Source organism: Martelella mangrovi, assembly GCF_040545495.1.
Taxonomy (GTDB): Bacteria; Pseudomonadota; Alphaproteobacteria; order Rhizobiales; family Rhizobiaceae; genus Martelella; species Martelella mangrovi.
Genome location: NZ_JBEPLY010000002.1, coordinates 356499 through 375382, shown reverse-complemented (window position 1 = coordinate 375382; position 18884 = coordinate 356499). Strand labels below are relative to the sequence as shown.

15 protein-coding genes are annotated in these 18884 nt (G+C 61.3%); 7 read left to right on the top strand and 8 right to left on the bottom strand.

All coding sequences use genetic code 11. The features are described from left to right. Window positions 1-66: 66 nt before the first annotated feature. The 5 genes from ABID12_RS04070 to ABID12_RS04050 form a co-directional block, all read right to left on the bottom strand. Window positions 67-753, bottom strand: a complete 687-nt coding sequence (locus tag ABID12_RS04070) for a ceramidase domain-containing protein (protein WP_354433203.1) — start codon at window positions 751-753, stop codon at window positions 67-69. Between the two features lie 3 nt (window positions 754-756). Then, window positions 757-1623: an SDR family oxidoreductase gene (locus tag ABID12_RS04065; protein ID WP_354433202.1), complete on the bottom strand. Its 867-nt coding sequence runs from the start codon at window positions 1621-1623 to the stop codon at window positions 757-759. Then, entirely contained in the window at window positions 1614-2753 is a 1140-nt protein-coding gene (queG, locus tag ABID12_RS04060; RefSeq protein WP_354433201.1) for a tRNA epoxyqueuosine(34) reductase QueG, read from the bottom strand. The genes ABID12_RS04065 and queG overlap by 10 nt, the downstream gene beginning before the upstream one ends. Before the next feature lie 50 nt (window positions 2754-2803). Further along, window positions 2804-3496: a glutathione S-transferase family protein gene (locus tag ABID12_RS04055; RefSeq protein WP_106303553.1), complete on the bottom strand. Its 693-nt coding sequence runs from the start codon at window positions 3494-3496 to the stop codon at window positions 2804-2806. A 150-nt stretch (window positions 3497-3646) separates the two neighbouring features. After that, window positions 3647-4504 (bottom strand): undecaprenyl-diphosphate phosphatase, encoded by an 858-nt coding sequence (locus ABID12_RS04050; RefSeq protein WP_354433200.1) that lies wholly within the window; start codon window positions 4502-4504, stop codon window positions 3647-3649. A gap of 280 nt (window positions 4505-4784) precedes the next feature. Between ABID12_RS04050 and ABID12_RS04045 the strand changes: the two genes are divergently transcribed. Beyond that, complete coding sequence (locus ABID12_RS04045; RefSeq protein ID WP_354433199.1) at window positions 4785-6071, top strand: lytic murein transglycosylase; 1287 nt, start codon at window positions 4785-4787, stop codon at window positions 6069-6071. A gap of 398 nt (window positions 6072-6469) precedes the next feature. Here ABID12_RS04045 and ABID12_RS04040 read toward each other — a convergent pair whose 3' ends face one another. After that, on the bottom strand, window positions 6470-8116 hold the full coding sequence (locus tag ABID12_RS04040; RefSeq protein ID WP_354433198.1) for an MFS transporter: 1647 nt from the start codon (window positions 8114-8116) through the stop codon (window positions 6470-6472). Between the two features lie 279 nt (window positions 8117-8395). Here ABID12_RS04040 and rimP point away from each other — a divergent pair, with 279 nt between their 5' ends. The 6 genes from rimP (at window position 8396) to truB (ending at window position 16452) form a co-directional block, all read left to right on the top strand. After that, a complete protein-coding gene (gene rimP / locus ABID12_RS04035; RefSeq protein WP_394706062.1) occupies window positions 8396-9004 on the top strand; it encodes a ribosome maturation factor RimP in 609 nt (202 codons plus the stop codon). Between the two features lie 91 nt (window positions 9005-9095). Then, complete coding sequence (gene nusA / locus ABID12_RS04030; RefSeq protein WP_354433197.1) at window positions 9096-10751, top strand: transcription termination factor NusA; 1656 nt, start codon at window positions 9096-9098, stop codon at window positions 10749-10751. A gap of 6 nt (window positions 10752-10757) precedes the next feature. Next, window positions 10758-11420 carry an RNA-binding protein gene (locus ABID12_RS04025; RefSeq protein WP_354433196.1) on the top strand — a complete coding sequence of 221 codons (663 nt, stop codon included), beginning with the start codon at window positions 10758-10760 and terminating at the stop codon, window positions 11418-11420. A 101-nt stretch (window positions 11421-11521) separates the two neighbouring features. Next, window positions 11522-14287 carry a translation initiation factor IF-2 gene (gene infB, locus ABID12_RS04020; RefSeq protein ID WP_354433195.1) on the top strand — a complete coding sequence of 922 codons (2766 nt, stop codon included), beginning with the start codon at window positions 11522-11524 and terminating at the stop codon, window positions 14285-14287. An 809-nt stretch (window positions 14288-15096) separates the two neighbouring features. Next, entirely contained in the window at window positions 15097-15510 is a 414-nt protein-coding gene (rbfA, locus tag ABID12_RS04015) for a 30S ribosome-binding factor RbfA (protein ID WP_106303532.1), read from the top strand. Between the two features lie 9 nt (window positions 15511-15519). Continuing rightward, window positions 15520-16452, top strand: a complete 933-nt coding sequence (gene truB / locus ABID12_RS04010; protein WP_354433194.1) for a tRNA pseudouridine(55) synthase TruB — start codon at window positions 15520-15522, stop codon at window positions 16450-16452. Here truB and ABID12_RS04005 read toward each other — a convergent pair whose 3' ends face one another. Further along, window positions 16453-17628 (bottom strand): serine hydrolase, encoded by a 1176-nt coding sequence (locus tag ABID12_RS04005; RefSeq protein ID WP_354433193.1) that lies wholly within the window; start codon window positions 17626-17628, stop codon window positions 16453-16455. It lies immediately after the preceding gene. 94 nt (window positions 17629-17722) lie between these two features. Next, window positions 17723-18703, bottom strand: coding sequence for a zinc-binding dehydrogenase (locus ABID12_RS04000; RefSeq protein ID WP_354433192.1), 981 nt, complete (start codon window positions 18701-18703; stop codon window positions 17723-17725). Between the last annotated feature and the right edge of the window lie 181 nt (window positions 18704-18884).

Below are 18884 nucleotides of genomic sequence, written 5' to 3'. Positions count from 1 at the left end.
GAGGTGTTGATCGGGGTTTTGTCTTCAATTATTATAGCATTTTTTAGTCAAAAAAAGAAATAATATTTATTTTTTCTGAGGGTGGATTTGTAATGTCGGCGGCATCGCCCTGACCGTGCCCAACAGCAGAATGCCAAGCACCGTGGCATTCAGGATGTGCCACAGGAAATGCGTGCCGAGCCCGCCCGTCATCACGCATGAGGCCTGATCGAGGCTTCGAAATGTCAGCGACATGATGAAGATGGCCGTAGCACCGGCGAAATAGCGCCACACCGGATGGCCGCGAAAAGCGGCAATTGCCGAGGCCAGCGCCATGGCGATCAGCGCCGGTGCATATTGCAGCGAGCCGTTGAGCGGTGCGCCGTCGCGGCTCGTCAGACCGACGAGATAGACCACGGCAACAAAGCCGAACAGCGTGGCGACCATGTAGCCGATGATGTCGAAGGTCTTGCCGCCGGTGATCCGGATGAAGATCAGCAGGATATAGGCAAAGAAGAACAGCCAGATCGGTATGACATCCGCCGCGCCGGAAAGGGGCGTGGCCAGCGTGTGGAACAGGAAGGAGCCGACGCCGATGGCGGCGACCAGTGCAATCACGGTCAGCTCGATTGCGGAACGTTCCGGCCTGCGCCATGCCGCCGGCCAGGCAATCAGGGCGGCGATGATGAAGGCAAGATTGGTCAGCGCATTGACCGGCTCGTTCCAGAAACCGGCGGCAGTGCGTTCGCAATAGAGATCTACGAAATTGTCCATCTCTCAGTAGGCCTTCATGTCCCACATCTGTTTGAGCGACTGCCGGTAATTCGGGAATTCGAATTCATAGCCGAGCTTTCTCAGCTTGGCATTGCTGACCCGCTTGTTTTCGCCCCAGAACGAGCGCGCCATCGGCGAGAGATCGGCATCCTCGAATGCGACGGCCGGCGGCGGTTCGATACCCATCAGTCGGGCGGCTTCCTCGATCACATCCTGCGGCGGCGAGGGTTCGTTGTCGGTCACGTTGAAAATACCGCCGAAACCGTGCTCGGCAAGGAAGGCCGTGGCATAACCGATATCCTCGACCCGGATGCGGTTGAAGACCTGGTTTTCCTTGATCACGCGTTTCTGGGTGCCGTCCATCAGTTTTCGGAAAGCATTGCGGCCGGGGCCGTAAATGCCCGAAAGGCGCAGGATCGCCACGGGAATGCCATGCTTTTCGCCGGTTTCCAGCCATTGCTGCTCGGCCTCGAGGCGGCGTTTCGAGCGCTCGGATGTCGGCCGGCATTCCGATGTTTCGTCCACCCAGGCACCGTCATGATCACCATAGACGCCGACGGTGGAGAGGTAGCAGACCCATTGCAGCGACGGCAATTCGTAATGCACCGCCTTGCGCGCGATCCTGAGAAGCGGATCGCCATCCTCACCCGGCGGAATCGACTGCACGATATGGGTCGCCGAGCGCAGCTTGTGGGCAAGCGAACGGTCGATTGTCTGGCCGTCGAAAATGAAGGTTTCGATGCCGCATGCACCAAGGGCTGCGGTATTTTCTGCCGAACGCGTGGTGCCGGCGACATGTCCGCAGTCCGGCGCCAGTGCCGAACCGATCGTCCGCCCGGAATATCCCGCGCCGAAAACAATCAGATGCATAACATTTCCTCCTCGCGTTGCCATTCACGGCGAACATCTTCATCTGTGTCACGGGGACGCGCTCTTGCCAATGCCGCAAATTCCGCCTGCGGCAGCAGCCGCGCCAGCGCCCAGACTGCCATGGCGCGCACCTCGGGGCTTTCGTCATCGGCGAGCACGCGACACTGGCCAGCCAGAAACCCGTGTCCGCTGTTTCCCGCGGCGATCAGACAGTTGCGGACAAACCGGTTGCGCCCGATACGCTTGATCGGCGAGCCGGTGAAGAATTTCCGGAACGCGGCGTCGTCAAAGCCTAGAAACATGGAGAGTTCCGGCGCTTTCAGGTCGTCGCGGGCGGCAAGCTTCATCTCCGATGCACTTTGGGCGAATTTGTTCCAGGGGCAGGCCGCAAGACAATCATCGCAGCCATAGATGCGGTTGCCCATTGCTTCGCGAAATTCTTCGGGGATCACACCGTGGTGTTCGATGGTGAGATAGGAAATGCAGCGCCGGGCGTCGAGCTTGTAGGGCGCGGGAAATGCCGCGGTCGGGCAGGCGTCGAGACAGGCCCGGCAGGAGCCGCAGAAGTCCTTTTCCGCCCGGTCGGGTTCCAGTTCCTCGGTGGTGAAGATCGAGCCGAGAAACAGCCAAGAGCCGAATTCCCGGCTGACCAGATTGGTGTGCTTGCCCTGCCAGCCGATTCCGGCCTTGGCGGCAATCGGCTTTTCCATCACCGGGGCGGTGTCGACAAACACTTTCACATCCGCGCCGGAGCGGGCGGCGAACCGGCCGGCCATCTGTTTCAGCTTGCCCTTGATGACATCATGATAGTCGCGGTTGCGGGCATAAACGGAGATGTTGGCGCGGTCGGGCTGTTTAAGAAGCGGGCGCGGGTCCTCCTCCGGTCCGTAATTCATCGCCAGCATGATGACCGAGCGCGCTTCGGGCCAGAGATTGAGCGGCGAGGAACGCCGTTCCAGCGTTTCCGCCATCCATTTCATCTGGCCGTAATAGCCCTTGGCGACGAATTCACCGAGCGCTGCGGCGGCTTCCGGCATGTCTTTGGCGCGCGCAATCCTGCAGGCGTCGAAGCCGATTGCCTTCGCCTCCTCCTGCACAAAGCGTTTCAGTTTTTCCCGGCGTTCAGCCATTGATCCACCGCTCGGTTGCGCCGCTTCTCCTGAAGGTGGCGTCTTGCGGCTCAAAAATCCAGATCGGCGTAGTGGGAAACCGGCACAACGCCGCGTACGCGGTCGGCCAGAAGCGTGCGGAAGGCCGGGCGCGACTTCAGCCGCTGGTACCATTCCTTGGCGGCGGGAACCTCGTCCCAGTTGATTTCGCCCAGATAATCGAGCACGGAAATCGCGCCGCCGGCGGAAAGGTCGGCATAGCTCATGCGTTTGCCCGCAAGCCAGCCCCGGTTTCCCGCAAGCCAGGCCAGATATTTCATGTGCTGGCGGATATTGGCGCGGGCCGCGCGCAAAACCCGCGAATCCGGTGCGCCGCCGCCGCGTTCGCTGCTCATCTGCAGTTTGTAGACGCGTTCCCGGCAAAGCGGATAGGTGACATCCTGCTCAAGCTTGAGCAGGAACCACTCGGTCAGCCGGCGGATTTCGGCGCGCTGGAACGGTTCTTCGGCCAGAAGCCGGCGTTCGCGCTGCAAAACCCCATGGGTCTCGTCCATGAATTCGGCGATCACAAACGGGCCACAAAGCGCGCGCATGTTGTCATCGACATAAACCGGCAGCGTGCCCGCCGGGTTTGCAGTCAGAAAGGCCTTGCGCTTTTCCCAGGGGCGTTCCTCGATCAGGTCGATCTCGAAGGCATATTCGCCGATGACGAGACGAATGAACCGCGAGGCGGCGGACATGGGATGATGGTAGAGCGTAGACATCTGGCTTTCGTCGCTTGGAGCATGAGCACAGTCACGGCCCGTTCCCGTTTCAAATACGGAGCAGGGGCTGTGAGTGGCCGGTCAAGTCGTTCGGGTTCAACGTCTTCATTCTATCGCCGAAGGATTAACGATGGGTGACCGGACTGCGCGCTAGGTTGTGCCTCCGCCGGGGCTGATCACGCCAAGAGCCAGAAGCACGAGCAGCGCGCCGCCCAGAAGCAGCCGGTAATAGACGAAGGGCATGTAGTTGCGGGTGGAAACCAGCCGCAGGAAGAAAATGATCACCGCGTAACCGACGACGAAGGCAATCAGGGTTGCAAGTGCGGTTGCGCCCCAGCCGACCGGATTGTCCTCGCCGATGCTCTTGAACAGCTGGTAGAAGCCCGACCCGAAAACCGCTGGCACGGCCAGCAGAAACGAATAACGCGCCGCCGCCTCGCGGGTGTAGCCGAGCAGCAGTCCGGCGCTGATGGTGCCGCCCGAGCGCGAAACGCCGGGAATCAGCGCCATCGCCTGGGCAAACCCGTAGAGAATGCCGTCACGCCAGCCGAGCTTGTCGAGCGTGACCTTCTTGGCGCCGACCTTGTCGGCATAGCCCATGATCAGGGCGAAGACGATCAGCATGGTCGCGGTGATATAGAGATTACGCAGCGAATGCTCGATCTGGTCCTTGAAGAGCAGGCCGAGAACCACGATCGGGACGGAACCGACGATGATCAGCCAGCCCATGCGCACATCCGCTTCCGCGTGCCGGCCCGGATAGTCGCCGAATTTCAGATTTTTGGCGAGCCAGGCGCTGGCGATGCGCATGATGTCGGACCAGAAATAGACGAGAACGGCAGTTTCCGTGCCGATCTGGGTGATCGCGGTGAAGGCAGCGCCCGGATCGGCGCCGGACGGCAGAAACTCGCCCGCAATGCGCAGATGCGCACTCGAGGAAATCGGCAGGAATTCTGTCAGCCCCTGCAACAGGCCGAGAAAGGCGGCTTCGATCCAACCGATATCCATGCGCTCAAATATCCCTGATCTTTCAAAACGAAACGTGAAATATGATCTGAAAAAAACAAAAGTCCGGCGTTGGCGCAATCACCCGATATGACAACGCGACCGCCTTTTCTTAGTAGAGGAACATGGAGAGATTTGGAAGTGCGGCACGGGCAGGGGCGCCGGCAGCCTTGCCCTCACCTCAGCGTGATTGGCGATATGGCCTTTTTCTTTTTCGAGGCCTTCCGTGTTCATCTTTCGGTAACCATGTTCTTTGAAGATCGCGCGCGAAGGAGAATTGCCGATGTTCAGGTTCCGCCCGCTGCATGCCGCCCGTGTTGTCTTTGCGCTTGTCGCCTTCGTGCTCGCTTTTGCGGCAGGCGCCGGCCTTTCCGGTGTCGCCAATGCCTATGACCGCGGCCAGGTCGACCGCCAGTTCCAGAACTGGCTCGGTTCCGATATGCGCAGCGCCGCCTTGCGGTCGGGCGTTTCGGCAAACGTCTATGACCGCGTAACGCGAGGGCTCACCATCAACTGGTCGCTGCCCGATCTTGTGCCGCCGGGGACCAAGCCGCCGCAGAAACGCAGACAGACCCAGCCGGAATTTTCCGAACCTGGACCTTATTTTTCCGAGAACAATCTGAACTATCTCGCCGTCAGGGGCCGCAAGCTCTACAACCAGTACAAGCCGGTTCTGGACCAGATCGAAGCGCGCTACGGCGTTCCCGGGCGCATCGTGCTGGCGATCTGGGGCCGTGAGATGGGCTATGGCGCGGCAGAAGAAAAATACGACATTCTGCAGGTGCTCGGCACCAAGGCATTCATGACCGGTTCGCGCCAGGAGCTGTTCCAGCGCGAATTCATCGCCGCGCTGCAGATCATCCAGAGCGGGGCCGCCCCCCTCGACAAGCGCAAGGCGTCATGGGCGGGCGCCTTCGGCCAGCCGCAGCTGATGCCGACGAATTTCCTGAACTATGCCGTCGATTTTGACGGTGACGGCGTTATCGACGTCTGGGATTCGGTGCCGGATTCGCTGGCGACGATTGCCAAGCATCTGGCAAGCGACGGCTGGGAGCGTGGGCGCGACTGGGGCTATGAAGCCGTGATTCCCGACAACGTATCCTGCGCACAGGAAGGGCCGGACAATGCGCGCGCCATTTCGGCCTGGGTGAAGCAGGGCATTGCCCGCGTTCAAGGCAAGAGCTTTCCGGCAGACGAATTGCGCAAGCCCGGCATGATGCTGGTGCCGCAGGGGCGCTACGGGCCGGAGTTCATCGTCACGCCGAACTTCTACGTGCTGAAGAAATACAACAATTCCGACCTCTACGCGCTGTTCGTCGGCAATCTCGCCGACCGGATTCAATATGGCATGGGGCCGTTCGTCCAGCCGTGGCAGAGAACCGGTACGCTGCTGCGTTCCGATGTCGCGGCCATGCAGCGCAAACTGATGGGCATGGGCTATGACACCGGCGGCGCGGATGGCCTTGTCGGCTACAAGACCCGCCGCTCCATCGGCGACTGGCAGATGCGCAACCGCGTCCAGCAGACTTGCTGGCCAACGCCGACGCTCAAGAACGAATTGCTGCGGTAGGTGTGGGGGGGCGTGCTGAAGCAGATGTCGTTTGAGTAGCTGCATAGCCCGTGTTGGGGCATCTCCCTCTTGAGGGGACGGTTATAGTAGATGGCCTTGGATCTTGCTCCATGTACTCTCTCCCGCTTGCGGGAGAGATGCCCCGAAAGGGGCAGTGAGGGTGAAGCAGCGTTTCAAAATCGTGAGGGCGTCCGCGAGGGTACTCTCCCCCCTCACTGTCGCTGTCGCGACATCTCTCCCCTCCGGGGCGAGAAGACTTGGGGGCTATGCGGAAAAGCCATCTGCGCCAGCCCTGCCCCTAAGGGGGAGAATGATGGCTGCGAGCTTGTCGGGATAACACTTTCGCAGCAACGGTCTGCCGCTCATAGGAGCGTTCGTACGCGCCGCCGCGCACACCGTCAGTGATGCTGATGGTGCATGTGGTAGGGGCGGTTGAAGACCTCGTCGCGCGGCGGGATGGCCTGCCGCTCGATCATGCGCCGGACTTCCGGGCGTCCCTCTCCGCGATGCAGAGCGCGGATGCGGTCGAGGTTTTCGGCATCGGCCACGGTGCGGCGCTGGTTGTGGCGGACATAATCCACCCATGTCGGCGCATGATAGGTCTCGATCCACACTTCAGGGTCGGCGATATCGCGCATCAGCGCCCATTTGCGCGCACCGTCCCGTTTGCGGATGCGCCGCCGTTCGACCATCAGCCGCAGGAATTCCTGCGTATCGTCCGGGCTGATGATGAAGCGGGTTTCAACGACGACGGGACCGCTGCGCGCCAGAAGGTCGAGCCTCGGCTCGGGCATCTGGAACCGGTTCAGCGGGTCGAGATTGAGGCTTTCGAGCGCCGGCATCTTGAGAACAAGACCGATCGATGCACCGATTGCCATGACGGCGGCGGCGGCCAGAAATGCTGCCGTGATCGACTGGTTTTCCGCAACCTGTCCCCATATCCAGCTACCGAGCGCCATGCCGCCGAAGGAGGCGGTCTGGTAAAGCGACAGTGCGCGGCCGACAACCCAGCGCGGCGTCGTCAATTGCACGACGGTATTGAACAGCGACAGCGCCAGCACCCAGCAGGCGCCGGCAAACAGCAGCGCAAGACAATCGATCATCAATGACGTCGAAACGCCGATCACCACCGCGCTTGCCGCAAACAAAAGGAAGGAGAGCCTGACGATCGTTTCGTTGGAAAGCCGGGCGCGCGCATGCGAATTGGCAAAGGCGCCGCCGATGGCGCCGATACCGAAAGCGCCGAGCATGATGCCGAAGGTCTGCGGGCCGCCGACGATCACGTCGCGCGCCACGATCGGCAGCAGCGCCAGCACCGAAACCGATGCGAGGCCGAAGACGAACGCGCGCAGAATGACCTTCAGGATGTTCGGTGACATCGCGACATAGCGCAGGCCCGCGCCGATTGCGGTGGTCATTTTCTCGCGCGGCAGCGGGCTTTCCGGGCGGCGGAATTTCCAGCGGTAGATCACCGTCAGAAGACCGAGATAGCTGAAGGCGTTGACCGTGAAGGCCGCCGCCCCGCCGCCAACGGCAACGATGGTGCCGCCGACGGCCGGACCGAGGCTGCGGGTGATATTGAAGCCGACGGAATTCAGCGTGACGGCGCCGGGAAGATCGGAACGCGGCACCATGTCACCGACGGATGCCTGCCAGGACGGGTTGTTCATCGCATTGCCGCAGCCGATGAGAAAGGTGAAGGCCAGAAGCAGCCACGGCGTGATCAGGCCGGTGAAGGTGGCGACAGCCAGAAGCACGGAGACCGTGAACATGAAAAGCTGGGCGGAGAGAATCACCCGCCTGCGGTCAAAACCATCGGCAATGGCGCCGGCGACCAGAGCAAACAGCATCACCGGCAGCGTGGTCGAGGACTGGACCAGCGCCACCATGCTTTCCGATCCCGAGATCGAGGTCATCATCCATGCCGCGCCGACATTCTGGATCATGCTGCCGAGATTGGACGCGACGGAGGCCAGCCAGATATTGCGGAATGTGGGATGCGCGAAAGGGGCGAAAAGCGATTTCGGATCGGGCGCGGGCTGCATGAACTGTTCTCTGTCCTGATCTGCCGGGTTTATGCCGGTGCGAATCCGGCAGCACATTACATTATAGGGCGTTGTTTAGCCTCTTGCCTATATGCGCTGCACCGTGCGTGGTCGCTGTCACTGGCGATAAAACTTGCAATTTGGATGACGAGGGCGTATTTAAAGCTCAAATTCTTGATCGTCAGATGAAGAGTGGGACCTCGCGGACCCGCTCTTTTTTATTTGGCGCGGGAGGCGGTCGTGACCGCCTGGAGCAACCTTTTGGCAGATTTGAAACAGATGGCGGACAAAGAAAGAGAAGAACGGCTGATCGTGGAAACGGGCGTCGACAAGCGGATTGCCGACATGATCGAGCCTGTTCTGGAAGATATCGGCTTCAAGCTGGTGCGTGTCAGGCTTTCGGGCCAGAACGGGCTGACGCTGCAGATCATGGCCGAGCGTTTCGACGGCACCATGACGGTGGAGGATTGCGAGGAGGTCTCGCAGGCCATCTCGCCGGTGCTGGATGTCGAAGACCCGATCGACCGGGCCTACCACCTGGAAGTTTCCTCGCCGGGGATCGACCGGCCGATGGTCCGCAAGTCCGATTTTTATCGCTGGAAGGGCCACCTCCTGAAGTGCGAGACCTCGGTGCTCGTCAATGAGCGCAAGCGCTTTCGCGGGCGGATCATCGAGGCCGATGTCGATGGCTTCACGCTTTTGCGCGACGGCGTTGCCTATGGCGAACCGTCCGAAGTGACGATTCCGTTTTCGGCGCTTTCGGACGCAAAGCTGATTCTGACGGACGAACTCATTCGCGAGGCGCTGAGGGCCGACAAGCTGGCCAAGCAGAAGGCGGCCAATGAAAATGACGACGACGAAGACGTCGCCGACAGCGAAGACAACTGATGAGCGCCGGACCCGGTTGACGGGCGGCATTCGATTTTAGGATATTCACGGAACCGGTGCGGTTCCGGTGGCAAGGACGGAGACCAGGAAAATGGCAGTAAGTGCGAACCGGCTTGAACTGTTGCAGATTGCCGATGCGGTGGCGCGTGAAAAATCCATCGATCGCGAGATCGTTCTCACCGCCATGGCCGACGCCATTCAGAAGGCGGCCAAGTCGCGTTACGGATCGGAAACCAATATCCGCGCCGACATCAACCCCAAGACCGGCGAGATCCACCTGCAGCGTCTGCTGGAAGTGGTCGAGGAAGCCGAGGATTACAGCACCCAGATCCCGCTGACCCTGGCGCTCGACCGCAACCCGGAAGCCAAGCTCGGTGATTTCATCGCCGATCCGCTGCCGCCGATGGATTTCGGCCGCATTGCCGCCCAGTCCGCCAAGCAGGTGATCGTGCAGAAGGTGCGTGAAGCCGAGCGCGACCGCCAGTTCGATGAATACAAGGATCGCATCGGCGAGATCGTCAACGGCACGGTCAAGCGCGTCGAATACGGCAATGTCATCGTCGATCTCGGCCGTGGCGAGGCAATCATCCGTCGCGACGAGATGATCCCGCGCGAAGTGCCGCGCTATGGCGACCGCATCCGCGCCTATGTCTACGATGTCCGCCGCGAACAGCGCGGTCCGCAGATTTTCCTGTCGCGCACCCATCCGCAGTTCATGGTCAAGCTGTTCACCATGGAAGTGCCGGAAATCTACGACGGCATCATCACCATCAAGTCGGTTGCCCGTGATCCGGGCTCGCGCGCCAAGATCGCGGTGATCTCGTCCGATTCGTCGATCGATCCGGTCGGCGCCTGTGTCGGTATGCGCGGTTCCCGCGTTCAGGCCGTTGTCGGCGAGCTTCAGGGCGAGAAGATCGACATCATTCCGTGGTCGGAAGACCCGGCGTCGTTCATCGTCAATGCGCTGCAGCCGGCCGAAGTCGCCAAGGTGGTGCTGGACGAGGATGCCGAGCGTATCGACGTCGTCGTGCCGGACGACCAGCTCTCGCTGGCGATCGGCCGTCGCGGCCAGAATGTCCGTCTCGCCTCGCAGCTCACCGGCTGGGATATCGACATCATGACGGAAAACGAGGAATCGGAACGCCGTCAGAAGGAATTCAACGAACGTTCGCAGCTGTTCATGGATGCGCTCGACGTTGACGAGATGGTCGGTCAGGTTCTGGCTTCCGAGGGCTTTGCGGCCATCGAGGAACTGGCTTATGTCGAGCTTGAGGAAATCGCCGCCATCGAGGGTTTCGATGAAGAGACGGCCGAAGAAATCCAGATGCGCGCCAAGGAATTCCTGGAACGCCAGGAAGCCGAGCTGGACGAGAAGCGCCGCGCACTGGGCGTTTCCGACGACCTGCGCCAGATCGACGGCATGACGCTTGCGATGATGGTGGCCCTTGGCGAAGACGACATCAAGACCATGGAAGACTTCGCCGGTTGCGCTGCCGACGATCTCGTCGGCTGGACCGAGCGTCAGAACGGACAGACCAAGCGTTTCGAGGGGACCCTGTCCGGTTTCGACCTGTCGCGGGTCGAGGCTGAAAACATGGTCGTTCAGGCCCGTCTTGCCGTCGGCTGGATCACCGAAGAAGACCTCGTGGTTGCCGAAGAGGTGAGCGAAGATGAGGAGGGTGTTGCCGAAGAGGAAGCCGGTGAAGAGGCCGTGTCTTCCGATGATGAAGGCAATACGAGCGCGTAAGGCCCCGTGAGCACACCCCGCAAAGTGGCTGAAGAGGCGGCGATGAACGCGCGCACCTGTATCGTGACCCGCAATGCCGGCGGGCCGGACGATCTGATCCGCTTCGTCGCCGGCCCTGACGGTCAGGTCGTTCCCGATCTCAAACGGGAACTGCCGGGCCGGGGCTGCTGGGTGACGGCGGAACGCTGGGCTGTCGACAAGGCCGTGTCGAAAAATCTGTTTTCCCGGGCGCTGAAACAGAAGGTGGAAGCCCCGGCAGATCTCGGCGACATGGTTGATGTGTTGCTGGCGCGTAATCTTGCGGGTATGATCAACATGGCCCGCAAGGCGGGTGAATTCGTCGCCGGTTCGGCCAAGGTCGATCTTGCGGTGAGAAGTGGTGCTGCGCTTGCCGTATTCCATGCCGCCGATGCTGCGCCCGATGGCAGGCGCAAGCTTGACCAGGCCCGCAAGGCCTTCTGTCTGCAGATGGAGACCGACGGGCCGATTCCGGCACTTGCCCCTTTCGGGGCTGCGGAAATCGACACTCTTTTGCATGAGAATGCGTTTAAACATGCCGCGGCGCTTGCGGGAAAGGCCGGAGAGGGTGTAGTGAAGCGCGCGATGATGCTTCAAAGGTACCGGGCCGCTCCCGGAACTGAAGGAAAAGCCGCGATGACGAACAAATGACGACGTCACGGAATTTGGCCGTGCGCCAGAGCATGAATTTCAAGGCGGGAATTGCGTCTGTCTAGATGACGGCGGTTCCCGCGCCAAGGAACGGGAACCGAATGACGGACAGTAAAGACGACAAGACATCCAACGATACCGGCAAGAAGACACTGAAGCTCAAGCCGTCGGGTGTCAGCCAGGGTACCGTACGCCAGGATATGGGCCGCGGTCGCACTAAGGCGGTCGTGGTGGAAACACGCAAGCGCCGGCTGCACAAGCCGAGCGAGGAAACAAGCTCGGCAGCCAAGCCGGCCCCCGCAGCAGCACCGCGCAATCCGGCGCCGGCCAAGCCGCAGGCAGCCGAAAGCCAGACGCGTCGCGCCGACGATGCCAGCCGGCAGCAGCGCCAGCCCAAGGGACAGCCTTCGCGTCCCGGCGGCCAGAACCGCCAGCGCGGCGGGCAGCAGCCCGACCGCGGCAATGGCGGCCAGGGGCGCCAGCGCGGCAATGTTCTGCACGATCTTTCCCAGGGCGAGATGGATGCCCGTCGCCGTGCACTGGTGATGGCACAGCAGCGCGAGGTCGAAGAGGCCGAACGCCGCAAGCGCGAAGAGGAAGAACGCCGCCAGGCCGAAGAGGCCGCCAAGCGCGAAGCCGAGGAACAGGCAAAGCGCGACGCCGAGGAAGCCAAGAAACAGGCAGCCCTGGACGCGGCCAAGGAAAAGGAAGAAGCGGCGGAAACGCCGGCAGCCGCGGAAGCGCCTGCCGCAGCCGATCTGCCGCCCGGCGAAGACGCCAAGCCGAGCCGTGCCGCACCGCGCCACCGCCCGCAGGCCCGTACGGATGCCGAGGATGAAGGCGATGCCGGTCGTGGACGCAAACCGCGCCGCGAGACGGAAGAAGCCGGTGCACCCGCACGCGGCAAGACGCTTCGCCCCGAAACGCCGGCCAACAAGCCTGCATCCCGTCCCAAGGGCACGGGCGAGCGCCGCCGTGGCAAGCTGACGGTTACCGCCGTCACCGGTGACGATGATGGTGGCAACCAGCGCGGCCGTTCGCTTTCGGCCATGCGCCGCCGTCAGGAAAAGATGCGCCGTGCCCAGACGCAGGAGCCGCGTGAAAAGGTTCTGCGCGAGGTCGTGCTGCCGGAAACCATCACCATTCAGGAACTGTCGCAGCGTATGTCCGAACGGGCCGTTGACGTCATCAAGTACCTGATGAAGGAAGGGCAGATGATGAAGCCCGGCGACGTGATCGATGCCGATCTCGCCGAGCTGATTGCCACGGAATTCGGCCATACCGTCAAGCGCGTTGCCGAATCGGATGTCGAGGAAGGCATTTTCGACGTTTCCGATGACGAGGCCGATCTGGAGCCGCGTGCACCGGTCGTGACCATTATGGGCCACGTCGACCACGGCAAGACTTCGCTGCTCGATGCCATCCGTCATGCCAATGTCGTTTCCGGCGAGGCCGGCGGCATTACCCAGCATATCGGCGCCTATCAGGTCGAGCAGGACGGTCAGAAGATCACCTTCATCGATACCCCCGGTCACGCCGCCTTTACCGCGATGCGTGCCCGTGGTGCCGAAGTGACGGATATCGCCATTCTGGTGGTGGCTGCCGACGACAGCGTCATGCCGCAGACGATTGAATCCATCAATCACGCCAAGGCGGCCGGTGTTCCGATCATCGTTGCCATCAACAAGATCGACAAGCCGGCGGCCGATGCCCAGAAGGTGCGTACCGAACTGCTTCAGCATGAAGTGTTCGTCGAAACCATGGGTGGTGAGGTGCTGGAAGTCGAAGTTTCGGCCAAGACCGGCAAGAACCTCGACAAGCTTCTGGAAGCGATCCTGCTGCAGTCGGAAATCCTTGACCTCAAGGCCAATCCCGACCGTACGGCCGAAGGGGTCGTCATCGAAGCCCAGCTCGACCGTGGCCGTGGTTCGGTCGCGACCGTTCTGGTGCAGAAGGGCACGCTGAAGCCGGGGCAGGTTCTTGTTGCCGGTGACCAGTGGGGCCGTGTACGCGCGCTGATCGACGATCACGGCGAACATGTGAAGGAAGCCGGACCGTCCATGCCGGTCGAAATCCTCGGCCTCGGCGGCACGCCGTCAGCCGGCGATCGCTTTGCCGTCGTTGAAAACGAGGCGAAGGCCCGTGAGGTTTCCGAGTATCGCCAGCGGCTTGCCCGCGACAAGGCGGCGGCTCGCCAGTCCGGTTCGCGCGGTTCGCTCGAACAGATGATGAGCCAGCTGCAGGATACCGGCCTCAAGGAATTCCCGCTTTTGATCAAGGGCGACGTGCAGGGCTCGGTTGAAGCCATCAATGCCGCACTTGAGAAACTGGGAACCGACGAAGTGCGCGCCCGTGTCGTTCATGCGGCAGCCGGCGGTATCACCGAATCGGATATCTCGCTGGCGGAAGCCTCCGATGCGGCAATCATCGGCTTCAACGTCCGTGCCAACGCACAGGCCCGCCGGGCCGCCGAACAGGCCGGTATCGAGATCCGCTACTACAACATCATCTACGATCTGGTGGACGATGTGAAAGCGGCGATGTCGGGTCTTCTGTCGCCGGAACGGCGCGAGACCTTCCTTGGCAATGCCGAGATCCTCGAGGTCTTCAACATTACCAAGGTCGGCAAGGTTGCAGGTTGCCGGGTTACCGAAGGCAAGATGGAACGTGGCGCCGGTGTTCGCCTCATCCGCGACAACGTGGTTATCCACGAAGGCAAGCTGAAGACGCTGAAACGCTTCAAGGACGAGGTTTCCGAAGTGCCGGGCGGCCAGGAATGCGGCATGGCCTTCGAGAACTACGAAGACATCCGCGCAGGCGACGTCATCGAGGCCTTCCGCGTCGAGCACATCACCCGCTCGCTCTGATTTCGGGGCAGTGAGGACAGAATTGAGAGAACCGGCTTCGGCCGGTTTTTTCATGCGTGGACAAAGCTCGCCCCTCACTCCGGGCCATTCTCGGGCTTGACCCGAGGATCCAGGGCCACACGATGTACGATCAACTTAAACCCTTTCTTATCAAAGGGTTGAGTGGAATGGATGCTCGGATCACGTCCGAGCATGACACCTGTGGGGACGGCTGACGGAAGCAACAACGTGCACGTCTTTGGGTTTGTCAGCAGTCTGAAACCGGCTTCGGCCGATTTTTGCGTGCGCGCCGGCGACCACAAACGCTTAAAACAGAAAGCCCGGCGAACAACTCTTGAGGAGCAGCGCGCCGGGCTTTTCCGGTTGGACCGGAACTGAAACGGATCGTTTGAGGCGATCCGTTTATTCCCCGCAATTGAGAGGAGGGAGATTGGCCTGCGGGACGGCCTTACAAAGCGTTTCAGCTATTGAAGGAGGAGGAGATCGTGAAACGCCCTGAGCTTTGAATTCCTTTTGCTATTTGAGGCGGGTACGTGCCTCATCTGTCTGAAGTCAGTTCTAGCGCCGAATCGGGCCGGACGATTTGCGCTGAATCAAATGATCGCGCTTCAGCGCTGAAACGTCGTTTTTTTTGATGGCCGCCGTCGATGGGCTTTCCTGTTTCCCGGCCGGTGGCGGTTCTGCGATTGACCTTCTGCCGCCGAAGGGTTACACGACCCGCCAGTCATCGGAGCATGTCCGCGCGGGTTCGAACCCCGTCAAATGGCGGGCACCAGACAAACACGAACGATTTAAAGACCAAGGTTGATATGACGAGAGCTACCTCCTCGGCGCCCTCCCAGCGCATGCTTCGCGTTGGTGAACAGGTTCGCGCCGCCATTACCAAGGTTCTCCAGCGCGGCGATGTTCTCGATCCGCTGCTGGAAAACACCGTTGTCTCGATTTCCGAGGTGCGGATGTCGCCGGACCTGAAAATCGCGACCGCCTATGTCACCCCGCTGGGCGACAGGGACCATGACGCGACCGTGCGCGCGCTGAACCATCATGCGAAGTTCATCCGTGGCCGCATCAGTCGCGAGATCCGGCAGATGAAATACATGCCGGAACTGCGTTTCCGCGACGACACGAGCTTTGAGAATTTCCGCAAGATCGATGAGCTGCTGCACTCGCCGGAAGTGGCGCGCGATCTGGAACACGACGACGACAACGAAGACAAAGAATAAATTCAGCATATGGCACGACAGAGAAAACCCAAGGGCCGCCCCGTTTCAGGCTGGCTGATCCTCGACAAGCCGATCGATTTCGGTTCGACCGAAGCCGTTTCCAAGGTGAAGTGGCTGTTCAAGGCCCAGAAGGCCGGCCACGCCGGCACGCTCGATCCGCTTGCCTCCGGCATGCTGCCGATTGCGCTCGGTGATGCCACCAAGACCGTGCCTTATGTGATGGACGGCCGCAAGATCTACGAATTCACCGTCACCTGGGGCGAGGAACGGGCGACTGACGATCTTGAGGGTGATGTAACGCAGTCATCGGACAAGCGTCCGGCGCGGGCCGACATCGAAGCGCTCTTAGAGAAATATACCGGCGTGATCGAACAGGTGCCGCCGCAGTTTTCCGCCATCAAGATCGACGGCAACCGGGCCTATGATCTGGCGCGCGAGGGCGAAACAGTCGATATCCCCACGCGCGAGGTCGAAATCCACCGGCTGACGCTGATCGGCTGCCCGGATGAAAACTCCGCCGATTTCGAGGTCGAATGCGGCAAGGGCACCTATGTGCGTGCGCTGGCCCGCGACATGGGCCGTGATCTCGGCTGCTACGGCCATATTTCGGCGCTGCGCCGGCCTTTCGTCGCGCCGTTTTCGGAGGACATGCTGGTGCCGCTTTCAGAGCTGACGGCGCTGGAAGAGGTTGAGGGCGATGCCGAACGCTTCGCAGCCCTCGAGGCGTTTCTTGTCGATACATCCGAAGCGCTTGCCAACCTGCCGCATGTGCCTGTCACCGACGAGCAGGCGCGCCGCCTCAAGCTCGGCAACCCGATCATTCTGCGCGGCGCCCACGCCCCGGTCGAAGAACCGGAAGCCTATGCCTCCATCGGCGGGCGTCTCATTGCCATCGGCGAGATTGCCGAAGGCCAGTTCAAGCCACGCCGGGTGTTCGGCTAGCTATTTGCCGCTTTCGGCCAACTGATGCGCAAGGCGCGTGAACAGACCGACCGCCGTCGTTTCATCGATGGCGGTCTTGTTATTGATGGTGACGGAAACGCAGATTTTGCGGCCATCTTTGCCGGTCAGCGCTGCCGTCAGGTTCAGCACGCCGGTTTCGCTGCCGCCCTTGTAGGCGACCGACTGCCAGTCTCTTGTCCGCACCGGGCCGGGATTGACGGAAAAGACATCCGCCTCGGCCACCACGCGCATCAGGGCGCACAGTTTCGCGTTGGAAAGATGCCATTCGACGCCGTCGGTCGCCGGTCCGGTGACGGACGCGATGGCCGGCAACGGGCGTGAAATGGCCCGATCGGCGATCGCCGCCCTGTCCCGGGGCGATGCGGCGGCATATTGCGCGGCCAGGGCAGGGTCGGCCTTCAGCGCAAACATGGCGCGGGTGGTAAGCACGCTCTCAAGGCCAAGAGCGCCCGCAACCCGACCGGGACCGAGAATGCGCATCAGCATATCGGTTGCGGTATTGTCGCTTTCGGCAATCATCAAGGTCGCAAGCGTGTGAAGCGTCAGCGGCGACCCGTCCGGAAAATCCTGCAGACGACCGGTCGGCAGGGATTTGTCTTCCGGTTGAAGGGTGGCGATATCCTGCCAGTCCCTCGTGCCCGACGCGATATCATCGAGCAATACCTTGAGGACGCCGAGCTTGAATGCCGAGGCGACGGCAAGCGCGCTGTCGGCCTCTTTCGCAAACAGTGTTTCGTCGTCCGATCGCACCAGATAGGAAATTTTTCCGGGCATCGCCTCGAAGGCGTTAAGCGTTGCCGCCGGACCCTCGGTCAGGGCCTCGGGCGGACTGAAAAACAGACCCGTTATCTGGCCGTTTTCATCAAGCGCGATCTGGACGGGAATTTCATGGGTTTCGGTATGTATCATATAGACGCCCTGGTCGCCTGTCACGGAAAGTGCCGCGCCGGTCTCATCGCGCAGGCGATTGATGATGGCCGTGAGCTCGTCGTCGGGAACCGCCCGCGCAAAGCTTTCGGCGGTGAGCGCGCCAGCATCCTGCGGGTTTTGCCAGAGGGCTTCGATGGCCTTGATTTCTGCCGGGGTCGCAAACGCCTGCGGGGCTGCCGCAAGCACGGTCATGGCGCCTGCGGCAATGGTGTTGCGATAGGTCATGTCCGAGGTTCCTTGCAGTTCGCCCAGACTGTCGCATGGCGGCGCGCCGGCGGCAATGCGCCGGACTTGTCGGGCGGCCCGGCGCGGTGCATTTTCATGGGCGTAGCATGACCTTGCCCTTCCGTCCCTGCTTCAAGGCCGCGTTGACGGCATCAACCACATGTTCCAGCGGAAAGATTTCGTCGGTATCAAGCTGCAAATCGCCCTTTGCGGCAAGCGCGACCAGTTCGCCGATCAGCGCCTTGCGTTTGTCGTCATCCATCTCCTTGCCTACGCGCGCACCCCAGAAGCCGCGAACGGTGATGTGCTTCATGATAAGCGCGCCGGAGGAAAGCGGCATTGGTGCGCCGGTGGCCGTTCCGAAAACCACAAGCTCGCCGTTCACGCCCAGAAGATCGACGAGATCGGCAGCAATGCTGCCTCCGACGGAATCGATTGCGGATGCCGCGCCATCCTGTCCGATCAGGGCGCGCACATCGTCCTTCCAGTTTTCATCGGCTGTGGAGAACACATTGTCGATGCCGAGGTCGTGAAGCTCGGTGACGGCTTCTTTCCTGCGCACGAGACTGACGAGGTTGATACCGCGGTTTTTCGCCAGCGTGGTCATCAGTTTTCCGACCGCGCCGTTGGCAGCCGTCTGAATGATCCAGTCGCCGTTTTTCGCGCGCAGCGTTTCCAGAAGCGAGATGGCGCTGAAGGGCATGGCGATCAGCTGCGCGCCATCCGTATCCGAGATTTCATCGGGCAGCGGCAGCACGCTCGCTGCCGGCGCGATGAGAAATTCAGCCCAGCTGCCATGGACGCCTGCAACGGCTATGCGCTTGCCGATCATGGCGGGATCGACGCCGTCGCCGACCGTCTCGATCTCGCCAAGTGCCTCACTGCCGCCGATGGCCCCCGGCAGATCCGGCTTGTAGCCATAGCTGCCGCGAATGGTCCAAAGGTCGTGATTGTGGATGGGACTGAGCGCCATGCGCACGCGCACCTGGCCCGGGCCGGGCTCCGGCGTGGTTGTGTCCCTGGCAACGAGAACGTCGGCCGGTTCACCGAATGTGTCGTGAATGGCTGCAAGCATTGGAAGGCGCTCCTTTTTTAACACCGCGCTCCGGGGGGATGCTTTGCCGGCATTTCGCGGAAAACGTGGTTTCGGTCTCCGGAATTGATCTGCCTCGAAAACGCGGCGTTTATGTTTTACCGTTGGCGCTGATATAGGAGAGCCTCACCGCTCTGGCCAGAGGATGATGATTGTCGGTTTC

Bases quoted from the DNA above. Each gene is read 5' to 3' on its own strand.
- ABID12_RS04070 (WP_354433203.1), bottom strand. From the start codon at position 753: ATGGACAATTTCGTAGATCTCTATTGCGAACGCACTGCCGCCGGTTTC.
- ABID12_RS04065 (WP_354433202.1), bottom strand. From the start codon at position 1,623: ATGCATCTGATTGTTTTCGGCGCGGGATATTCCGGGCGGACGATCGGT.
- queG (WP_354433201.1), bottom strand. From the start codon at position 2,753: ATGGCTGAACGCCGGGAAAAACTGAAACGCTTTGTGCAGGAGGAGGCG.
- ABID12_RS04055 (WP_106303553.1), bottom strand. From the start codon at position 3,496: ATGTCTACGCTCTACCATCATCCCATGTCCGCCGCCTCGCGGTTCATT.
- ABID12_RS04050 (WP_354433200.1), bottom strand. From the start codon at position 4,504: ATGGATATCGGTTGGATCGAAGCCGCCTTTCTCGGCCTGTTGCAGGGG.
- ABID12_RS04045 (WP_354433199.1), top strand. From the start codon at position 4,785: ATGTTCAGGTTCCGCCCGCTGCATGCCGCCCGTGTTGTCTTTGCGCTT.
- ABID12_RS04040 (WP_354433198.1), bottom strand. From the start codon at position 8,116: ATGCAGCCCGCGCCCGATCCGAAATCGCTTTTCGCCCCTTTCGCGCAT.
- rimP (WP_394706062.1), top strand. From the start codon at position 8,396: ATGGCGGACAAAGAAAGAGAAGAACGGCTGATCGTGGAAACGGGCGTC.
- nusA (WP_354433197.1), top strand. From the start codon at position 9,096: ATGGCAGTAAGTGCGAACCGGCTTGAACTGTTGCAGATTGCCGATGCG.
- infB (WP_354433195.1), top strand. From the start codon at position 11,522: ATGACGGACAGTAAAGACGACAAGACATCCAACGATACCGGCAAGAAG.
- rbfA (WP_106303532.1), top strand. From the start codon at position 15,097: ATGACGAGAGCTACCTCCTCGGCGCCCTCCCAGCGCATGCTTCGCGTT.
- truB (WP_354433194.1), top strand. From the start codon at position 15,520: ATGGCACGACAGAGAAAACCCAAGGGCCGCCCCGTTTCAGGCTGGCTG.
- ABID12_RS04005 (WP_354433193.1), bottom strand. From the start codon at position 17,628: ATGACCTATCGCAACACCATTGCCGCAGGCGCCATGACCGTGCTTGCG.
- ABID12_RS04000 (WP_354433192.1), bottom strand. From the start codon at position 18,703: ATGCTTGCAGCCATTCACGACACATTCGGTGAACCGGCCGACGTTCTC.